The organism is Paeniglutamicibacter sp. NPDC091659 (genome assembly GCF_044756805.1).
In the GTDB taxonomy this organism is placed as follows: Bacteria; Actinomycetota; Actinomycetes; order Actinomycetales; family Micrococcaceae; genus Paeniglutamicibacter.
The window spans coordinates 126,503-146,772 of sequence record NZ_JBIVTO010000010.1 but is presented as its reverse complement, the minus strand read 5'-3'; the positions used below and the strand labels follow the sequence as shown (position 1 = coordinate 146,772).

At 64.1% G+C, this 20,270-nt stretch carries 15 protein-coding genes; 11 read left to right on the top strand and 4 right to left on the bottom strand.

Features of this window, described 5'->3' with window-relative positions; all coding sequences use genetic code 11:
- The first annotated feature begins 152 nt into the window (after nucleotides 1–152).
- Genes ACIQLF_RS17320 through ACIQLF_RS17305 form a run of 4 tightly spaced genes read left to right on the top strand, consistent with a single transcriptional unit; the run spans nucleotide 153 to nucleotide 4,582 of the window.
- Nucleotides 153–1,322, top strand: coding sequence for a Gfo/Idh/MocA family protein (locus tag ACIQLF_RS17320; protein ID WP_400301100.1), 1,170 nt, complete (start codon nucleotides 153–155; stop codon nucleotides 1,320–1,322).
- Nucleotides 1,322–2,536 (top strand): dihydrodipicolinate synthase family protein, encoded by a 1,215-nt coding sequence (locus ACIQLF_RS17315; protein WP_400301097.1) that lies wholly within the window; start codon nucleotides 1,322–1,324, stop codon nucleotides 2,534–2,536. The genes ACIQLF_RS17320 and ACIQLF_RS17315 overlap by 1 nt, the downstream gene beginning before the upstream one ends.
- A complete protein-coding gene (locus tag ACIQLF_RS17310) occupies nucleotides 2,533–3,396 on the top strand; it encodes a sugar phosphate isomerase/epimerase family protein (protein WP_400301094.1) in 864 nt (287 codons plus the stop codon). The genes ACIQLF_RS17315 and ACIQLF_RS17310 overlap by 4 nt, the downstream gene beginning before the upstream one ends.
- A 22-nt stretch (nucleotides 3,397–3,418) precedes the next feature.
- On the top strand, nucleotides 3,419–4,582 hold the full coding sequence (locus ACIQLF_RS17305) for a glycerate kinase (protein WP_400301186.1): 1,164 nt from the start codon (nucleotides 3,419–3,421) through the stop codon (nucleotides 4,580–4,582).
- Here the strand turns inward: ACIQLF_RS17305 and ACIQLF_RS17300 are convergent.
- Nucleotides 4,579–5,655 (bottom strand): LacI family DNA-binding transcriptional regulator, encoded by a 1,077-nt coding sequence (locus ACIQLF_RS17300; protein WP_400301091.1) that lies wholly within the window; start codon nucleotides 5,653–5,655, stop codon nucleotides 4,579–4,581. The genes ACIQLF_RS17305 and ACIQLF_RS17300 overlap by 4 nt on opposite strands.
- A 93-nt stretch (nucleotides 5,656–5,748) precedes the next feature.
- Between ACIQLF_RS17300 and ACIQLF_RS17295 the strand changes: the two genes are divergently transcribed.
- From ACIQLF_RS17295 to ACIQLF_RS17280, 4 genes are all read left to right on the top strand, one after another.
- A complete protein-coding gene (locus ACIQLF_RS17295; RefSeq protein WP_400301089.1) occupies nucleotides 5,749–6,666 on the top strand; it encodes a carbohydrate ABC transporter permease in 918 nt (305 codons plus the stop codon).
- A gap of 3 nt (nucleotides 6,667–6,669) precedes the next feature.
- The gene (locus tag ACIQLF_RS17290) at nucleotides 6,670–7,608 is read left to right on the top strand and encodes a carbohydrate ABC transporter permease (protein WP_400301086.1); all 939 of its coding nucleotides are present in this window, start codon (nucleotides 6,670–6,672) and stop codon (nucleotides 7,606–7,608) included.
- Between the two features lie 83 nt (nucleotides 7,609–7,691).
- Nucleotides 7,692–9,044 carry an ABC transporter substrate-binding protein gene (locus tag ACIQLF_RS17285; protein WP_400301084.1) on the top strand — a complete coding sequence of 451 codons (1,353 nt, stop codon included), beginning with the start codon at nucleotides 7,692–7,694 and terminating at the stop codon, nucleotides 9,042–9,044.
- 68 nt (nucleotides 9,045–9,112) lie between these two features.
- Nucleotides 9,113–10,885 carry a beta-galactosidase family protein gene (locus ACIQLF_RS17280; RefSeq protein WP_400301081.1) on the top strand — a complete coding sequence of 591 codons (1,773 nt, stop codon included), beginning with the start codon at nucleotides 9,113–9,115 and terminating at the stop codon, nucleotides 10,883–10,885.
- A 427-nt stretch (nucleotides 10,886–11,312) separates the two neighbouring features.
- Here ACIQLF_RS17280 and ACIQLF_RS17275 read toward each other — a convergent pair whose 3' ends face one another.
- The 3 genes from ACIQLF_RS17275 to ACIQLF_RS17265 all read right to left on the bottom strand — a co-directional run bounded on the left by ACIQLF_RS17275 (nucleotide 11,313) and on the right by ACIQLF_RS17265 (nucleotide 16,109).
- Complete coding sequence (locus ACIQLF_RS17275; protein ID WP_400301078.1) at nucleotides 11,313–13,259, bottom strand: DUF262 domain-containing protein; 1,947 nt, start codon at nucleotides 13,257–13,259, stop codon at nucleotides 11,313–11,315.
- Nucleotides 13,259–14,578 carry a DUF262 domain-containing protein gene (locus ACIQLF_RS17270; RefSeq protein ID WP_400301076.1) on the bottom strand — a complete coding sequence of 440 codons (1,320 nt, stop codon included), beginning with the start codon at nucleotides 14,576–14,578 and terminating at the stop codon, nucleotides 13,259–13,261. Before ACIQLF_RS17270 ends, ACIQLF_RS17275 begins: the two co-directional genes overlap by 1 nt.
- A 487-nt stretch (nucleotides 14,579–15,065) precedes the next feature.
- Nucleotides 15,066–16,109, bottom strand: a complete 1,044-nt coding sequence (locus ACIQLF_RS17265; protein ID WP_400301073.1) for a LacI family DNA-binding transcriptional regulator — start codon at nucleotides 16,107–16,109, stop codon at nucleotides 15,066–15,068.
- A 188-nt stretch (nucleotides 16,110–16,297) separates the two neighbouring features.
- Between ACIQLF_RS17265 and ACIQLF_RS17260 the strand changes: the two genes are divergently transcribed.
- From ACIQLF_RS17260 to ACIQLF_RS17250, 3 genes are read left to right on the top strand one after another with little or no spacing between them, the layout of a single operon-like run.
- Nucleotides 16,298–17,296, top strand: coding sequence for a nucleoside hydrolase (locus ACIQLF_RS17260; RefSeq protein WP_400301070.1), 999 nt, complete (start codon nucleotides 16,298–16,300; stop codon nucleotides 17,294–17,296).
- Complete coding sequence (locus ACIQLF_RS17255) at nucleotides 17,293–18,714, top strand: MFS transporter (RefSeq protein WP_400301067.1); 1,422 nt, start codon at nucleotides 17,293–17,295, stop codon at nucleotides 18,712–18,714. The genes ACIQLF_RS17260 and ACIQLF_RS17255 overlap by 4 nt, the downstream gene beginning before the upstream one ends.
- Nucleotides 18,715–19,692 carry a ribokinase gene (locus ACIQLF_RS17250; protein WP_400301064.1) on the top strand — a complete coding sequence of 326 codons (978 nt, stop codon included), beginning with the start codon at nucleotides 18,715–18,717 and terminating at the stop codon, nucleotides 19,690–19,692.
- The last annotated feature ends 578 nt before the right edge of the window (nucleotides 19,693–20,270 follow it).

Genomic DNA, 20,270 nt, shown 5'->3' with positions numbered 1-20,270 from the left:
CGAGGGGATTGCTGAAAACCACATTACGCGAGTCCGGGACGGATTTGGGAAAGCGCTTGCCCAAATGTCGCGGACGGTGCACACTGGACACGTCGGGAATGCGCTTTCCCGAATTCCAATCCGCACCGCACCACGATTTCCGGAGGACCCGCATGGGCATCGAAACCAAGACGATCCGCATCGCCATGAACGGCATCACCGGCCGCATGGGCTACCGCCAGCACCTGCTGCGCTCCATCCTTCCCATCCGCGACGCCGGGGGCTTCACCCTGGAGGACGGCACCAGGATCCAGGTCGAACCGATCCTGGTGGGCCGCAACGAGGCCAAGGTCCGCGAGCTGGCCGAAAAGCACAACGTCGCCGAGTGGTACACGGACCTGGATGCGGTGATCAACGACCCGAGCGTCGACGTCGTCTTCGACGCCTCGATGACCAGCCTGCGTGCCGCCACGCTGAAGAAGGCGATGCTGGCCGGCAAGCATGTGTTCACCGAGAAGCCCACCGCCGAAACCCTCGAGGAAGCCATCGAGCTGGCCCGCATCGGGAAGACCGCGGGAGTCACCGCCGGCGTGGTGCACGACAAGCTCTACCTGCCGGGCCTGGTCAAGCTGCGCCGCCTGGTGGACGATGGCTTCTTCGGCCGGGTCCTGTCCATCCGCGGCGAATTCGGCTACTGGGTCTTCGAGGGCGAGAACCAGGCGGCCCAGCGCCCGTCCTGGAACTACCGCAAGGAGGACGGCGGCGGGATGACCACCGACATGTTCTGCCACTGGAACTACGTGCTCGAGGGCATCATCGGCAAGGTCAAGAGCGTCAACGCCAAGACCGCCACGCACATCCCGGCCCGCTGGGACGAATCCGGCACCGAGTACAAGGCCACTGCCGACGACGCCTCCTACGGCATCTTCGAGCTCGAGACCCCGGCCGGGGACCAGGTCGTCGGCCAGGTCAACTCCTCCTGGGCCGTGCGCGTCTACCGCGACGAGCTGGTGGAGTTCCAGGTCGACGGCACCCACGGCTCGGCCGTCGCCGGCCTGAACAAGTGCGTCGCCCAGCAGCGCGCCCACACCCCCAAGCCCGTCTGGAACCCGGACCTGCCGGTCACCGAGTCGTTCCGCGACCAGTGGCAGGAAGTTCCGGCCAACGCGGAGCTGGACAACGGCTTCAAGCTGCAGTGGGAGGAATTCCTGCGCGACGTCGTCGCCGGACGCGAACACCGCTTCGGCCTGCTCTCCGCCGCCCGCGGCGTCCAGCTCGCCGAGCTGGGACTGCAGTCCAACGACGAACGCCGCACCATCGACATCCCGGAGATCGCGCTCTGATGGCCACCCTGATCCTGCCCGCCGCCGACGGCGGCACCCACGAGTACACCCTGCAGCCGGCCACCGCCTGGGCCAAGCCCGTCGCGCCGCTGACCGCGCGCCGCGCCTACGCCGCGGCCCACGTCATCCCGGAGACCACCGCGGAGAACGTCCCCGGGGCCCCGGCCCGCCTCGACTGGGAAGCCACCCTGGCCTACCGGCACGAACTGTGGTCCCACGGCCTGGGCGTCGCCGACGCCATGGACACCGCCCAGCGCGGCATGGGACTGGACTGGGCCGCGACCCAACAGCTGATCAAGCACACCGGCGTGGAGGCGGCCGCGGTCATCGCCTCGAACAATCCCGCCACCGCCGGCAAGAGCGTCGGGGACCTGGTGTCCTGCGGCGCCGGCACCGACCAGCTGGATATCGTCTCGCTGCCGTCGGGCAGGGCCGGGCTTGACGCGGTGCTTGAGGCCTACCGGGAACAGATCGCCGTGGTGACCGAGTCCGGGCCCAAGGTCATCCTGATGGCCTCCCGCGCGCTGGCGAAGGTCGCCGAATCCGCCGAGGACTACCTGCACGTCTACTCCACGGTGCTCACCGAGGTGGACCAGCCGGTGATCCTGCACTGGCTCGGCACCATGTTCGACCCGGCGCTCGCCGGCTACTGGGGATCCGACGACGTGGCCACGGCCACCGAAACCTTCCTCGACCTGGTCCGCGAGCACGCGGACAAGGTGGACGGCGTCAAGGTCTCGCTGCTGGACGCCACCCACGAGACCGCACTCCGGGCCGCCCTGCCGGAGGGCGTGCGACTGTACACCGGGGACGACTTCAACTACCCGGAACTCATCGACGGCGACGGAACCCGCCACTCCGATGCCCTGCTGGGCATCTTTGCGGCCATCTACCCTGCCGCCTCCGCGGCGCTGCAGAGCTACGACGCGGGCGACCCGACCGGGGCGCGCGCCATCCTGGACTCCACCCGCGAGCTGGGCAAGCACATCTTCAGCGCCCCCACGTTCTACTACAAGACGGGCATCGCGTTCATGTCCTGGCTCAACGGGCAGCAGGCGGGCTTCCAGATGGTCGGCGGCCTGCACTCGGGCCGCTCCGTGCTGCACCTGTCCCGCACCCTCGAACTGGCCGACCAAGCCGGGCTGCTCAGGGACCCGGAACTTGCAGCCTTCCGCATGGCCGGATTCCTGCGGACCAACGGGGTGGGCGCATGAGCGGCCACCAAGGGGATTGCCAAGCTGATTACTCCAGGCTCTCGCTGAACAGCGCGACCGCCAAGAAGCTGACCCTGCCGCAGGTCATCGACGCCTGCGTGGCCGCCGGGATCCCGGCCATCGGCCCGTGGCGCGACCGCGTGGCGGAGGTCGGCGTGGAAAACGCCGCCAGGCTCATCAAGGAGGCGGGCCTGCGCGTGTCCTCGCTGTGCCGCGGCGGCTTCCTGACCGCGCCCGACGAGGCAGGGCAGGCCGCCGCGCTGGCGGACAACCGCGCCGCCATCCTGGAGGCCGTGGCCCTGGAAACCACCGAGCTCTTCCTGGTGGTCGGCGGGCTGGCCCCGGGGGAGAAGGACGTCATCGCCGCCCGCAACCGGGTCGCCGAACGGCTCGCGGACCTGGTGCCGTTCGCCGTCGAACACGGCATCCGCCTGGTGCTCGAACCCCTGCACCCGATGTACGCGGCGGACCGCGCGCTGATCTCCACCCTGGGCCAGGCGCTTGACCTCGCGGCCCCCTACGACGCCTCGGCCGTCGGCGTCGCGGTGGACACCTTCCACGTCTGGTGGGACCCGGACTTGAAGTCCCAGATTGAGCGCGCCGGCCGGGAGGACCGGATCGCCTCCTACCAGGTGTGCGACTTCAACCTGCCGATCGCCGCCGACGCCCTGCTCTCGCGCGGCATGATGGGCGACGGGGTCATCGACTTCGCGACCATCGGCGGCTGGGTGCGCGACGCCGGCTACACCGGCGACATCGAGGTGGAGATCTTCAACCAGGAGATCTGGGACGCCGACGCGGACACCGTCCTGGCCACCCTGAAGGAACGCTATGCCGAGCTGGTGCTTCCGCATGCCTGAGGCCGGCGTGGGCGGGGCCCCGCTGCGCGTCCTGGTGGCGCCGGACAAGTTCAAGGGATCGCTGACCGCCACCGAGGCGGCCGCAGCCATGGCCGAGGGCGTGCTGCGCGTGTACCCGGAGGCCGTGGTGACACAATTTCCGATCGCCGACGGCGGCGAGGGGACCCTGGAGACGGCGGTGAACGCCGGCTACGAGCTGCGCTCGGCCACGGTCACGGGCCCGCTGGGCCAGGAAATCATCGCACACTGGGCGCTGCTGGTCGCCGCCGACGGGTCGGTGCGCGCCGTCATCGAGACGGCCCAGGCCTCCGGCCTTGCCGCCTCGGCCCGGACCCCGGAGGGCGCGCTGTGCGCGCACAGCTACGGGTGCGGGGAACTGGTCCTCCGGGCGCTCGACGCCGGCGCCACCGAGATCGTCATCGGCCTGGGCGGATCCGCCATGACCGATGGAGGCAGCGGCGCCCTGCTGGCCCTGGGCCTTGGCCTTTTCGACGCCCACGGCGATCCGGTCGGGCTTGGCGGCGGGCAGCTTGCCGACGTCGTGTCGGTGGATGCCTCCGGGCTCGATCCCCGTCTGGAGAAGGTGCGGATCCGCCTGGCCGTCGACGTCGGCAACCCGCTCTCGGGGCCCGACGGGAGCGCCGCCGTCTTCGCCCCGCAGAAGGGCGCCGACGCTTCGGCGGTGGCCGTGCTCGAGGCGGGCCTGCGCCATTGGTCGGGGGTGCTGCGCCGGGCGACGGGCCGGGACGTCAACGTTCCCGGCGCCGGGGCCGCCGGGGGCTTCCCCGCGGCGTTCCTGGCCTTCACCCCGGCGGTCCTGGAGCCGGGCTTCCGGCGGGTGGCGGAGCTCAGCGGGCTGGCCGCGCAGCTGGATGCGGTCGACCTGGTGATCACCGGCGAGGGCTCGCTGGACGCCCAGTCGTTCGAGGGGAAGGCGCCCATCGCGCTGGCCGAGGTGGCCCGGGTACGGAACCTGCCCGTCCTGGTGGTCGCCGGCCGCGTTGCGGCCACGCCGGAGGAGCTGGAACGCTACGGCATCACCGGCGCGGCCCAGCTGCTGGACTTCGCGCGGGGGCCCTCCGGCACTCCGGATCCCGCGGATGCCATGGCCAACGCGGCGCTCTACCTCCGCAGCGCCACGGCCCAGGTGCTTGCCGGTGCGCTGAAACCGACCGTCCGCGTTTAGGCGCCGGCGCCCCGTGGCGGCGCGGTGCTTTTGCGGACCATCAGGCGCGTGGGCACGCTGACATCGTGCGCCGGGGTGTCGCCCGCGATCTGCTGGAGCAGGTTCTCGATGCTCAGGCGCCCCACCGCGTGGAAGTCCTGGCGGATCGTGGTCAGCGGCGGCCAGAAGGAGGCCGCCTCCTCGAGGTCGTCGAACCCCACGATGCTGACGTCCCCGGGGATGGCCCGGCCCAGCTCGTGCATGGCCCGCATGGCGCCGAGCGCCATTTGGTCGTTCGCGGCGAAGATGGCGTTCACCACGGGGTCCTTGCCCAGCTCGAGCCCGATCCGGTAGCCCGATTCCGCCGACCAGTCGCCGTGGAGCACCTCGGGCGCTTGGATCCCGGCTTCCTCGAGTGTCCGCTTCCACGACTCCTCCCGGTGCAACGCGGAAAAGGACGAGGCGGGGCCGCCGATGTGCCAGACCTGGCGGTGGCCGAGCCCCAGCAGGTGCTCGGTGGCCAGCCGGGCGCCCTGGTGCTGGTCGGTGTCCACCACCGAATAGCCCGACCCGGCGTTCGAGTCGATCACGACCGCGGGCAGGTCCTCGGGAAGGGTGATATCCGCATGGTCGAGCAGGTGGGCCTCGAAAATGATGACCACGCCGTCCACCTGCTGCTCGCGCAACTGGTGGTAGGCGCCGGAGACCTTGCCCGTGGTGGGGTCCGTCAACGGGATGAGCGTGACGGAGTAGCCGGCGCGGGACGCTGCCGTGGCGATCGCGTCGAGGGTTCGCATGTTGCCGAAGGTCGAAAGCGTGAACATGATGACGCCGATGGACTTGAAGCGGCCGCTCTTCAGGGCCCGGGCGGCCCTGTTCGGCCGGTAGCCAAGTTTCTGCATGGCATCCAGGACCCGCTTCTTCGTCGTTTCCTCGACATTGCTGAGCCCGTTTGCAACGCGCGACACCGTCTGGGAGGACACGCCGGCCTCCCTGGCGACGTCCGCCATTGAGGGGCCGCGCGTGGTGCGGGCGTGGTGCGAAGCTGCGTTTCCATCCCCGAGGTCGGGGAGGCTGGAATCTGAAAGTGTCATTTTTCCCTTTTCCTCTTGCATGTTTACCTAAACATGCTACTTTTGTTTCCACAATGTTTGCGTAAACATAACAGGATGAGACTAAGGATACTTATGACAACGACGTCGAGCGCGACGGTTGCCACCCGGTCCCTTCGGCCACGGCGACGCAGCGGCAGATGGACGGGGTGGGCGTTTGTCGGCCCCTTCATGCTGGTCTTTGCACTGGTATTCCTTGCCCCGGTCGTTTACGCCGTCTACCTGAGCCTGTTCCAGAACCAGATGGTGGGCGGCAACAAGTTCGTCGGCGGAGCCAACTACATCCAGGCGTTGACCGACCCGCAGTTCTGGGACGCGGTGCGCCGGGTGGGGTTGTTCCTGGTCGTGCAGGTTCCCATCATGCTGTGCGTGGCGCTGGCCGCGGCGCTGGCCATCGACAGTTCCCGCCTGCGGTTCTCGTCGTTCTTCCGCATCTCGATCTTCCTGCCGTACGCGGTCCCCGCGGTCGTGGCGACCCTGATGTGGGGGTTCATCTACGGCCCGCGCTTCGGCCTGGTGGGAAACCTCAACGAGTTTCTGGGCTGGTCGATCCCGGATCCGCTGTCCAGCAGCTGGATCCTTGTCGCGATCGGCAACATCACGACGTGGGAATTCACCGGGTACAACATGCTGATCTTCTACGCGGCGCTCAAGACCATTCCCTCGGACTTGTACGAGGCGGCAAGCCTGGATGGGGCCGGCGCGCTGAGCGTCATCCGGAACATCAAGATCCCATCCATCCGCGGGGCCATCGGCATCGCCACCATCTTCTCGGTCATCGGCAGCTTCCAGCTCTTCAACGAGCCGAACATCCTCAAGGCGCTGGCCCCGAACTCCATCAGCTCCTACTTCACCCCCAACATGTACGCCTACAACCTGTCCTTCGCCGGCCAGCAGTTCAACTACGCGGCGGCGATAGCCATGATCATGGGCCTGTTGACGATGATCGTGGCCTACATCGTCCAGCTCTCAGGTTCTCGAAAGGATGCCTAGCCCATGTCGCTGCAACTGAGTCCTCCCGAGACCCTGACCGCCCCGCCCGCGAAAAGCCGCACGGCCCCGCGGTTCAGCTCCGGCCCGCGCCGCGGCGTGACGCACAAGCGCAAGTCGATCCTCCTGACCATCGTCATGGGACTGATGGCCGTCTACGCCCTGCTCCCGCTCTTCTGGCTGTTCGTGAACTCCACCAAGACCCAACCGGCGCTTTTCAGCTCCTTCGGCCTGTGGTTCTCCGGGGACTTCGCGCTGTGGGACAACATCAGCCAAACCCTGACGTACAACGACGGGGAATTCCTGCGCTGGCTGGCCAACACCGTGCTCTACGTGGTGGTGGGCGCGGGCGGAGCCACCTTCCTGGCAACCCTGGCCGGCTACGGACTGGCGAAGTTCGATTTCCCCGGGAAGCGCGCGGTTTTCGCCGTGGTCCTGGGCGCGGTCGCCATTCCCGGCACCGCCCTGGCCGTGCCGACCTTCCTGATGTTCAGCGAGCTCGGCCTGACCAACACGCCGTGGTCTGTCATCATCCCGTCCCTGATCAGCCCGTTCGGCCTCTACCTCGTCTGGATCTACGCGCTCGAATCGGTGCCCACCGAAGTGCTCGAAGCGGCCCGCATGGACGGCGCAGGGGAGTTCCGGACCTTCTTCACCATCTCCCTGCGGATGCTTGCACCCGGTTTCGTCACCGTCCTGTTGTTCACCGTCGTGGCGACCTGGAACAACTACTTCCTCCCACTGATCATGCTGAGTGAATCCACCTGGTACCCGCTGACGGTGGGGCTCAACAACTGGAACGCGCAGGCCACCACCGCCGGCGGAGACGCCATCTACAACCTTGTCATCACCGGATCCCTGCTCACCATCGTGCCCATCGTCGTCGCATTCCTCTTCCTGCAGCGCTACTGGCAGTCCGGCTTGGCGGCCGGGAGCGTCAAGTAACCACGGCCCCGCAAGGGGACCCTGAACCACCTCCAACCAGTTCCACTCGTCTCATAAGCAATGAAGTGAAAGGCATCAAACCCATGAAAATCAGTCATCGTTTACGCCGCGCGGCAATTGTCGTCACGGCGGGCCTTCTGGTCAGCACCCTTGCAGCCTGCGGTGGTTCCACAGCCAAGGGCAACGCCGGCACCGAAGGGGTAAGCGCCGAAGAAATCGCAACCGCCCTGCAGACCGAGACGACCCTCACCGTCTGGGGGTGGGCCCCGCAGCTCGAGCCGATCGTGGGAGCCTTCGAGGCGAAGTATCCCAAGGTCAAGGTCAACCTGGAAAACGTGGGCACCGGCAACGACCACTACACAAAGATCCAGAACGCGGTCAAGGCCGGAAGCGGCGCCCCGGACGTGGCCCAGATCGAGTACGCGGCACTGCCTCAGTTCGCGCTCTCCGATGCGCTGGTTGACCTCAAGGGATACGGTGCGGGGGAGCTGCAGGCAAACTACACCCCGTCGACGTGGGGTTCGGTGAACCTCAACGGCGGCATCTACGCACTCCCGCAGGACTCGGGGCCCATGGCCATGTTCTACCGGGCGGACGTCTTTGAAAAACACGGCATCGAGGTGCCAGCCACCTGGGACGAGTACATCGAGGCGGGTAAGAAGCTTCACGCCGCCGATCCCAAGGCCTACATCACCAACGACATCGGCGATGCGGGCTTCACCACCAGCATGATCTGGCAGGCCGGAGGCCAGCCCTACAAGGTCGACGGTCCCACGACCGTGCAGATCAACCTCCAGGACGAGGGCTCCAAGACCTGGACGCAAAACTGGAACCAGCTGGTCCAGGGCAAGCTGGTCGCACCCGTCGCCTCATGGAGCGACGAATGGTACAAAGGCCTTTCCGACGGGAGCATTGCCACCCTCATCACCGGAGCCTGGATGCCCGCCAACCTGGAGTCGGGTGCCGCCGAGGGCAACGGCAAATGGCGCGTGGCCGCCATGCCGACCTATGAAAAGGGCAAGTCGGCATCCGCGGAAAACGGCGGCGGCGGCGACGCCGTGCTCAAGCAGAGCAAGAACAAGGCTGCGGCCTACGGCTTCCTCCAGTTCAGCAACGGCCCCGAGGGTTCCAAGATCCACGCAGCAAACGGGGGGTTCCCCTCCACCACCGCGGACCTGCAGGACCCGGCATTCCTCGGAGCCGAGAGCAAGTACTTCGGCGGCCAGAAGATCAACGAGGTCCTCGTCCAGGCCTCGAAAGACGTCGTCCCGGGATGGTCCTACCTGCCGTTCCAGACCTACGCCAACAGCATCTTCAGCGACACCGTCGGCCAGGCCTACGGCTCCAACAGCGACCTGAACGCCGGGCTGGTCGCCTGGCAGGACGCGAGCGTCAAGTACGGAAACCAGCAGGGATTCACCGTTTCCGCCAAGTAGGACACCTCGACGGGCCGCAGGCCGCGGCCTGCGGCCCGTCATCCATGTGAGAAAAGGATCTCTTTGCCATGCCCACTTTGACCATCGGCGAGCACGACTTTCTGCTCGACGGCCGCCCCCACCGCATCCTCTCCGGAGCACTCCACTACTTCCGGGTCCATCCCGATCTGTGGGCGGACCGGATCCGCAAGGCACGGCAAATGGGACTGAACACCATCGAAACCTACGTCGCCTGGAACGCCCATGCCCCGGTCCAAGGCACCTTCAACACCGAGGGCAACCTTGACCTGGGCCGCTTCCTTGACCTGGTCGCCGCCGAGGGCATGCACGCGATCGTGCGCCCCGGCCCTTACATCTGCGCAGAATGGGACAACGGCGGGCTGCCCGCATGGCTCTTCGGCATTGGCGCGGACACGATCCGTTCCGACGACCCCGTCTACATGGCCGCGGTGGCGGAATACTTCGAACAACTTGCGCCCATCCTGGTCCCGCGCCAGGCACACCTTGGGGGACCGATCGTCTTGGTCCAGATCGAAAACGAGTACGGCGCCTACGGGGCCGACGCTTCCTACCTTGAGAAGCTCGTCAAGATCAACCGGGAAATCGGGCTCACGGTGCCATTCACCACCGTCGACCAGCCTCAGGGAGACATGCTCGCCAACGGCAGCCTGCCCGGGCTGCACAAGACCGGGTCGTTCGGATCCCGGTCCGCCGAGCGCCTCGACACGCTTCGCCTCCACCAGCCCACCGGACCGCTCATGTGCTCGGAATTTTGGGTGGGATGGTTCGACCACTGGGGCGCCCACCACCACACCGCGAGCGTGGAGCAATCCGCGGGGGAACTCGAGACCATGCTTGCCCACGGCGCGTCGGTGAACATCTACATGTTCCATGGCGGCACCAACTTCGGCTTCGGAAACGGGGCCAACGACAAGGGCGTCTACCAGCCCATCGTGACCAGCTACGACTATGACGCGCCCCTGGACGAGGCCGGCAACCCGACGCCGAAGTACTGGGCCTTCCGCGAGGTGCTTGCGTGGTACGCGGACCTGGCCGGGCACGACGTCCCCGCCCCGGCTGCCCCGGCGCCCGAACTGAAAGTGCCACTGACCGGCACCCTTCCGCTGTGGGACGTCGTCGACGCTTCGGGCCGCTGGACCTCCTCCGGGAACGGGCCGCTGCCCACCGACGACATCGGCCACTACTCGGGGTTCAGCGTCTACCGGACCCGGATCGAGGTCGCCGGCCCCGCCGTCCTGTCCCTCGGCGAGGTCCGGGACAGGGCGCAGGTGTTCCTCAACAGGCGGGGAATCGGAACGCTTTCGCGCGACAACCACGACCGCACGCTGGTGTTGCCAGACGGCGCCAGCGGGACACTGGAGATCCTCGTCGAGGACCAGGGGCGCGTGGACTACGGACCCAGGCTCGGCGAACCCAAGGGACTGATCGGAGAGGCCGGGGTCAACGGGGAGCCGATCCGCGATTGGGATCTGCTCCCGCTGGATCTCAAGGACATGGGCCCCGTCGCCGAACGTTTCTCAAGGTCCGCGCCGAGCCCCATCACCCTGTTGGCGGGGCCGTCCTTCGCGCACGCGAACTTTGACCTTCCCGAGGTCGCCGACCTGTTTCTGGACACCAGCGGTTGGGGCAAGGGCGTGGTCTGGGTCAACGGCTTCTGCCTCGGCCGGTACTGGTCACGCGGGCCGCAACGCACGCTCTACATCCCGGGACCCCTGCTGCGTTCCCGTTCCAACGAGGTCATCGTGCTTGAACTCCAGGCGGCCGCCACCCCGGTGGTTTCATTCGTTTCCGCCCCGGACCTCGGCCACACCGATTTCTGATCCCGCGGCAAGGCGGTGCGAGCACCAACGCGCGGGAAATTGACGGTACTTGAACCCGTGCGGCTGGCGGTGCCTGCACTGCCATTGCCCTTGGGTTGCCTCATATGCGGTTATTGAACCGCATATGAGGACCAAGTGCCGAGTTCCTACGCAGCTTCGCGATTGGGGCGGTGGGTCGAATCCTGTCGGAGGTTCCGCCGACATCCCGTGGTTCCTGGACAGAATCACCAGGAACCATGGGAAGTATTGCTTCACGGGAACGGTGCACCTCCGTGTAATTCCAGGTAGTTGATCGCCATGGAACTGCCCCTCAACGGCATACTCTTTGCGGTTGAAGCTACCCACTGTGTTGCTTTCTCGGTGTGCTTTTCCGGATTTCCTCACTACAAATTGGCTCCAGAGCTCAATGGTTCGTGCGTGGCACAGGTTATCGACACCCTGCAGAGTCGCGCTCCATGAGATCAGATCGAAGGAGATCCACCATTTCGTGATGATGCGATTCGATCTCTGCGTCACCCCATTGGCCAAGAACGCGGGTTCGCTCTGCCATGAGGCTCAGCTTCGGACTCTGTGCCTCGATGGTCTTCTTGAAGTTGCCTGCTTTCGCGAGGGGAAGGCTGTTGCTGAACTTCGAGTTCGCGCCGACGCTCACAAGCGCCAGGTTGCCCAATGCATGCAAGTTCTTGGAACTGACCGATTCGCCCGATTGTTGTTCGTCAGGGTGTTGCGGATAAAAATGTTCGATTGAAGTGCGGAAAGAGAACAAGTAATCACGAGCATTGCCTCCAACGCGTCTCTCGGATAGCAGTAAATAGTCGAGGTAAGTGAAAACAATTCGGGGAACGTTGAACCCGGTCGGCTCCTCTGCAACCAGGAATGCGGCATGTATGTGTTTACGCACGTGAGCCCTGAGTAACTCAATTAGATCGGGTTCGTTCACAGTGCCTGGGTCAGGTGAATGGAGCACATGATGCAGGACGAGAGTGATCCAGTGCATCGTTCGAGGAGAGGTGTAAGTGACGCGGAGCATTGACTGGAGCAACAGAAGCTCCCTCGTAAGGCGGTCAATTGTGTCGTCGTCACCAGCCTCGACCGAGAACGTATTTCGGTAGCCGATGGTTGTCGAGGATTTGGCTCTGTTTTTCACGACCTTTCGGAGCGACCATTCACCTTCGTCAGAATAGGCGGCGAGGAACTCACGCTTGAGGATGAACGAATCGAAGGCGACGCGTGTTCGCAGGAGCAGAGCTACGAAGTCGCGCACGCGATCAGGGCGATCCCCGGAGAACTGCTCGCTGAAAAGCTCGATCAAGCGTTTGTCGTCAAGGCCGCCTTCTTCCGTGACCTGATCTTGACTGCTGAACAATTTCAAAGCGTGAAGGAGCAACGACGTAAACGGAATTGTTGAGCTAAACCGCTCCGACTCCGAGAGATCAGCTGGCTCAGAACCACGCAAATTGGCGTAGTGGATCAGTGCTTCATCAAGGCTGAACGACGACGTCATACCGTGCCCCTGTGCATCGGAGCCTGGCTCGGTGGCTGCATGTTCAGCGAAAGCACTGCGCAGGTCGTCAAAGCTGCTCACTCGAAGCCAAGACCACTCAGTATCGAACAGCCGGTCGCGCAATTTTGAGTTGCCGCGTGCGAGTGGTCCCTGAACGTAGGTATCCATTTCGGCGCATGCTTCCCAGACTCGGGCAAAGCAGTTGCGGTCTATTTCCGAGGAAAGGCAACTCATCAATCTGGCTTTGACGATGTCGACAGGCTGAAGTTGCTGGCCACGCGTGTTCATGATCTCGAAGTACCGATTGAAGTCGGTGCTCTCTGGCAACGAAGCTCGGACAAGGTGTACACGGTGAAGTAGAAACTCGGTGAAACGAGGACGGTCGTCACTTGCGACGCGCTGATCCATGTATTGCTGGATGATGTTGTATCCCTGCTGGATCCCCGTGTCCTCCATGCTCCCCGAAATGGTGGCTGCCGGCCCCCCGTCGATACGTCTGAGTGCTTCGCTTGAGCGCGGGCGAGATTCATACCGGAGACGCGAAATGTGGTTACGAAAGTGACGTTCGGAGCTAGGGCCAACGTGTGAGAGAAACGAGAGCAGCAGGTACAACGTGGTTAGCCGTTGTTGTCCGTCGATTACCTCGTACTCAACGAGTTCTTTAGTGCGTGTGGTTACTACGAGGTTGCCGAGAAAGTAGCTGTCGGCATTCTGTGCCACAGCATCACATACGTCGCTGATGAGCTGTTCGATCTGCTCGGCTCGCCACGCATAGCTACGTTGATAAACGGGCACGCTGTATGCTGATCCGCTCTCGTCAAACAATTGAGCGACGGTGCAGAGCTCAGGTGTAAGTGCTTCGTAAGGCATCAGATGGTGATCCCGTTCAATAGTGCGAAGAGTTCTAATTCATGAGTCTCACTATGCTGGTTGCCTGTCGCACCAAAGCGTTGGACGACGCGCCAGTCAAGGGAGTTGTGGAAGACGGGGAACGGCGAAGCTACGTCGCCCTTCCCATACCCAGCGTTATTGATTGATTCCCGGACAACTCGAAGGCGGCTGACTCGTATATCAAATGCCCAAGCGAAGAGGCGCTGGTCCGCGACCTCGAGGTCATCCTCGGAAAACCTATTAATGTAATACAACATTGCCGCAAGATGCAGTTCAGTGACCTTGCGATATCGGCTCTTTTCGAGCACGTTTCCAAACGTAAGCGGATCGTTCTCACTCTTATATAAGGATTGGATCGGGAACGGTCTGTTTTTCAGCCGCTGCAACTCGTGAACCATGAAGGCCACCATCTCAAAGAACGGACGGCCAGAAGCGATCGGAACATCAAGTTGGAATCGACTGTGTTTGGCATCGCGCTCGTCCTTGTCGCTGAGAGTGTGCTGCCAACTGTTCAGAATAGGAATGACACTCTGAGCCGCGAGATGGTACTTGGCGGCAGGTGGGAGCGAAGCGGACCCGCTGAGGCCTTTAAACATGCTGATGTTATGGCTCGTGAATTCAGGTGCGCTCTCTCCGAGTGACCACTTGCGGATGCGATACAAATACGAGGAGAAGAGTTCGTTCAATGCCTTATCACCGGCAAATTCCCATTCTTCAACAATGGCCGATTTTGATGCGTCACTCTCTCCACGCATTTCGCGCAGATGATGCGCTTTCAGGAGGTCATGCGGAGCAAGCGGTTTGCCCCGGTAATTCTGCGAATCGAAGACCCTGAAAGCCTCGTCGACGTCATTTGTAACCACGCGAACTACCTGACAACTGTCACGAATAAACGAAGCAAGTGCCTGACGTTTCTCGGGGGTCAGTGGTTTCACAGCTTCTCGCAGATGCCGCCAAACCTCTGAGATCGGCGTCGAATTTCCGTCGAAAGACTCAATCAATTGTTGTTCTTCAAGGATACGGAGGAGCATCCGTAACGTTAGTAGGCGTTGCTGACCGTCAACGATGTTGAATTGTCGTTCCTCTTTATGCAGGATCACTGCTCCGAGGACATACGGAGGGGTCTTGTGTTCGGCGGTGAGTTGGCTACTCTGTTGCGCATCTTGGATATCAAAAAGGAGTTGCCGCGCGATGTCAGGAGTCCACGCATACGGACGCTGATAGTTCGGGACGCGGAGTGGCTCGTCCAGTAAATCGCCAATCGAAACGGCGGCCACATCTTGCTTACTGATTGCCACGTACAAACCTTCTTCATTGAATCGTTCGGGGAATCATGCCGCTGTTTTGTGAGCAGCGTCGGGTAAATTAGCCGAAGTTTTCATCATAATAGGTCTGCTCGTATTCCACTGGAACTGGTGATCCAGGGAGAACTCATGCGTTCGATGTTGCATCACTCGGACCAGTGAAAAGCGATGTCTAAAACATCGGCTTCGGGCCTCACAGGAGAGGTATGGAAAATGCATATACGTGGCCAACGTTTCATTCTCGAAATGGCATACAGCGTTCTCCGTCGTCGCGCGTTTGAAGACTTCTGCAGGAGTAGCTAGGCGACAATCCGCATGTGGTTTCTAGCATGAAAATGACATTCACCCAATCAGCCAGCAACCGGGCGCACCAGCGTAGAAAAACCACGAGTCCGCTGGCGAAAATATCCGAAGCAATCCATATACGGACGACGCCTTCTCCGTACGCGGCGCCCCGCCCCGAACAACAAAAACGTCCGGGCTACGCCAGAACCGTCGACCCGCGGACCATGAGCGAGCTGTCCAGTGTCAGCAGTGGCGTTTCGAGGTCTTCGCCGTTGATGAGCTTGAGCAATTGCTCGGCGGCGCGCCGGCCCAGCAGCTCCGCGGGCAGATTCACGCTGGTCAGTCCCGGGTTGCTGTTGGCGGAGTACGGCAGGTCGTCGAAGCCGGTGACAGCAAGCTCGCCGGGGATCGAGATCCCTGCCACGCGGGCCTCCTGCAGCACGCCGTAGGCGTGGGTGTCGGTGGCGCAGACCACCGCGGTGATTCCGGCCCGCTTCCATTCCGGCCAGGCCTTCGCGAAGGCGTCCGCTGCCAGGCCCACGTCGATCGTCGTGGCAGTCTGGGCGCCGTCGGGCACGATCATCCCCAGCGAGGCGGCCGCCTCGAGGAAGGCGATCCTGCGAAGCTCGAATGTCGTTGTCCCGGTGATGCCGTCCAGGTAGGCAACCTTGGTGTGGCCCGCCGCGGCGAGGTGGGCGGCCAGGTCGCGGGCGCCCTGGGCGACGTCGAGGTTCACGGCCGGGACATCTTCCCCGAAGCCGGGGGCATCGAGCAAAACCAGGGGGCCGGTGGCCGAAAGCTCTTCAAGGAACGACGGATCCGGGGCGTCGACCAGCAGGCCCGCGGGGCGGAGCCCCAGCAGTCGCCGGGTATCCGCCGCACTGGGCAGCTGGCCCGCGTCGGTGACCGAAAGCAGCAGCTGGTAATTCGATCCGAGCGCGCTGCGCACCCCCGCGATGACCTTGGCGAAGAACGGGTTGGAGATATCGGGTGCCACCATGATGATGGTGGTGCTGACGCCGCGGGAGAGCGAGCTGCCGATTTCGTCGATGACGTACCCGAGCTTGCGGATCGAATCCAGCACCTTGGCCTCGTTGGCCGCGGAGACCCGGCCCAGGGTCTTGCCGTTGGCCACCAGTGACACCGTGGCGGTGGAAACCCCCGCATGTTCGGCCACCATTGCGGCAGTGACACGCCGTCTCATGGGCGCAGTGGTGCGCGGCAAATCCGTGGAATCCATGGCCTTAATCCTAGTCGAGACGGTGCTTCTTTGTGTCGTAACGCGTTAAGCGTTTGACCTGATGATATGCGCGGGGCACGTTAAGCGTTTGACGCAAGTGCGGAAAAGGTGCCAGACTTCCATTGAAACCCCCGTTCCTGTTTCGTGTCCCAGGGCACAGCAGTTCCCCCAAAGATGTGGAGAAAACCATGGGCGAACCCTCAGTGGAAGCCGCGCCGCGCAAGATCATCCTTGACTGCGATCCCGGCCATGACGATGCAGTTGCCATCCTTCTGGCACACGGCAGTCCGGCCATCGAGCTGCTTGCCGTGACCACGGTCGTCGGCAACCAGACCCTGGAAAAGGTCACCAAGAACGCCCTCGCTGTGGGCACCATCGCGGGCATCACCGGCGTCCCGTTCGCCGCCGGTTGTGCACGGCCCCTGGTGCGCACCATTGAGAACGCCCCGGACATCCACGGCGAATCCGGCATGGACGGACCGGCGCAGCCCGAGTCCACCATCGAGTTGGACCCGCGCCACGCGGTGGACCTGATCATCGAGACCGTCATGGCCCACGAGCCGGGAACCGTCACCCTGGTGCCGACCGGCGGCCTGACCAACATTGCGCTGGCGGCCCGCAAGGAGCCCCGCATCGTTGAGCGCGTGAAGGAAGTCGTCCTCATGGGCGGCGGCTACCACGTGGGCAACTGGAGCGCCGTCGCCGAATTCAACATCATTATCGACCCCGAGGCCGCACACATCGTCTTCAACGAGAAGTGGCCGGTTGTCATGGTCGGGCTCGACCTGACCCACCAGGCGCTGGCGACCGACGAGGTCGTCGCGCAGATCGAGGCAGTGGGCACCGGCCCGGCCAAGTTCGTGCGCGAACTCATGGACTTCTTCAAGGCGACCTACAAGGACGCCCAGGGCTTCGACTTCCCGCCGGTGCACGATCCGTGCGCCGTCGCCTACGTGATCGACCCGAGCATCGTCTCCACCCGCAAGGTACCCGTCGACATCGAGTTGCAGGGCACACTGACCCTGGGCATGACGGTCGCGGACTTCCGCGCCCCGGCCCCGGCCGACTGCCACACCTCGGTGGCCGTGGACCTTGACCACAAGCGCTTCTGGGACCTGGTCACCGACGCACTCGTGCGCATCGGTGAGGTCGAGGTCAAGGCCGAAGTTGAGGTCGCGGTCGCATGAGCACCATGATCGACAAGGGCACCATGACCCGCGGCGGCACCGCCGCCCTCACCGCGGCCCTGCTGACGGCCTGCGTGGCCTTCCAGCTCAACGCCTCCATGCTCAGCCCCGCGCTGGTCACCATGGGCGAGGAACTGAACACCAACCAGGCCGCGATCGGCCTGTCGCAGACCTGGTTCTTCACCACCGCAGCACTCTTCTCCCTGTTCCTGCCGCGTCTTTCCGACGTCGTGGGCCGCAAGCGCATCCTGGTCATCATGATGCTCATGACCGCCGTCGGCTCCGTTGTCGCGGCGCTGGCCCCGAACATCGGCTGGCTGTTCGCCGGACGCATCATCCAGGGCATCTCCGGACCCACGGTCCCGTTGTGCCTGCTGATGCTGCGCAGCGCGGTTCCGAACCCGAAGCGCTACGGCGCGCTGATGGGCCTCATCCTGGCCGTCAACGGCGGCGTCGCCGGCGTTGACTCCTTCCTGGGTGGCTACCTCGCCGAGAACCACGGATTCCGTTCGATCTTCTGGTTCATGGTGGTCCTGGCCGTTCTTGCGGCCCTGGCCGTCGCACTGCTGACCCCCGAGTCCAAGCCGCAGGCCGGCACCTCGATGGACTGGCGCGGCGTCTTCTTCATTGTCGTCGCCGTCGGCGCACTGCTGACCGCGCTCAACGAAGCCTCCAAGCTTGTCAGCGGCATGTCCTCCCAAACATTGCTGCTGTCCTTGGTCCTGCTTGCAGTTGCCGCCGCGGCGTTCTACGGGTTCTGGACCACCGAGAAGCGCGTGGCCGAGCCGATGGTGCAGATCGAGCACCTGCGCCAGCGCGCCACCTGGGCGCCGCTGCTGACCACCACGCTGACCATGACCGGCATCTTCGCGGTCATCAACGGAATTGTCCCGGCCTACGTTCAGGCCGCGGCACCCGGATTCGGCGTCGGCCCGACGCAGACCGCACTGCTGATCCTCACCCCGTACGCGTTGCTGGGCTGGGTCTTCGGCCCGATCAGCGGCCGTCTGGCGCCGGTGTTCGGCTACAACAAGGTGCTCCGCGTCGGCATGCTCGGCAGCATTGCCGCCCTGCTGATCATCGTGTTCTTCGGCCTGGATTCCCTGCCGATGATGATCGCCGGAACGGCACTGCTGGGCATCATGTACGCCGGCACGGCCAACATCATGCTCAACGGCCTTGGCGTGGTCCTCTCGCCCAAGGGCAACCCCGGCTTCCTGCCGGGCATGAATGCGGGCGCCTTCAACCTCGGCGCCGGCCTGAGCTTCCTTGTGCTGCCTGCGGTGCTTGTGGGAACCTCTAACCTGGGCGAACGCACCTCCTACTTCACGGTGGTCATGGTCGGCCTTGTTATTACGGTCGCGGCGTTTGCCGCATCGCTCTTGATCCCGAAACCAGTTGACGCAGAGGTGCAGTAATTGAACCAGCAAACCCCCAGCAATGAAACAGGCCGGATCGTGGTGGTCGGCTCGCTCAATGCGGACCTGACCATCTACACCGAGCGGCTCCCGCAACCGGGGGAGACCCTGCATGGCGAGGGCTTCACCGTGAACCCGGGTGGAAAGAGCGCCAACCAGGCGGTCGCCGCGGGCCTTCTCGGCGGTGCTGTTTCGCTGGTGGGTGCCGTTGGCCAGGATTCCAACGGCGACATGCTGCTGGCTTCCTGCTCGGCGGCCGGCGTGGATGTCACGCAGGTGAACCGGGTTGCAGGTGTCGAGACCGGCGTCGCCGTGGTGACGGTCGACGCGCACGGCGAGAACAGCATCGTCATCTCCGCGGGAGCCAACGGAACGCTGCGCCCCTCCGACGTGGCCGCCGCACAGGCCGCCTTCGACGGACCCTCGGTGGTCTGCCTGTGCCTCGAGGTAGGGCTGGACACTGTCCAGGCTGCAGCGCAGGCCGGGCACGATGCCGGCGCAACCGTGCTGCTGAACCTTTCCCCGTACGCCCCGGTTGCGGCGGAGCTTGCGTCCCTTGCGGACGTGTTGCTGGTCAACGCGCACGAGGCCTCGCAGTTCCTGGGCGGGGAAGAAATTCCCGCGCCGGATGCGCCGACCTCCGACTGGGAGCCGGTGCTCGAGCACTTCGCGGCACGCGGGCTTGACCGCGCGGTCGTGACACTCGGGGCCAACGGCTCTGTCGTCCTTGACGGCATGGCCGGCTCCGAGGGCAGGGTTGTCCGCATCGCACCCACGAAGGTCGATGCGATCGACACGACCGGCGCCGGAGATGCCTTCACCGGCGCCCTGGCGGCACGCCTTGCCGCGGGCGACTCGCTGTACACCGCGGCAGCCTTCGCCTCGGTGAGCGCCGCGTTGGCTGCAACAAAGAAGGGCACGCAGGCCGCGTACCCCGATGAAGCCGGCGTGAACGCAGTGCTCGGCAACAGGCAGTAGTTTTCCCGGGGCCGCGGCCCCGAACCAAACGGTCGTCGCAACATCCGCATTCGCGGTGTTGCGACGGCCGTTTTCGTTTTCCCGGACACTGCCCGCTTGCCACATGCTGCCCGGCCCGCCGACGGGGTCGAAAATCTCCAATTCCGGGCCGCCTGACACCCGGCTACGACGAACTCTTCTTGATGTTGATTCGGTATTGCGATCGTCATCCGGATGCAAGGAAACTTCCGAGTCAGGCCGGAAATTGGGTTCCCCAGGATTGGAGCGAATCTGCATCGAGTTGCGAAATAGTACAAATCTGCGATAATTGAAGATCGACGAGTTGGTTTCTAGAAGAAAACAAGTGCCTTGGATTGTGTCCAAGTGCCACCAGATACCTAGTACAAACCGCTTGGCGTGATCAGCTGGCCCGGGATGCCTTTACTTGTGTCGATATCGACGGCGAGAAATCCTATGGCTACGTTGCCAGCTGAACGGAACTGCGCGGCATCAAGCCGGACCGAGGGGTCTGCGAAGATGCCTGGTGCAAGGTTCCGGATGTTCGAGGCGGCATTTTCGCCGTTTGCGGAGCTGTCATG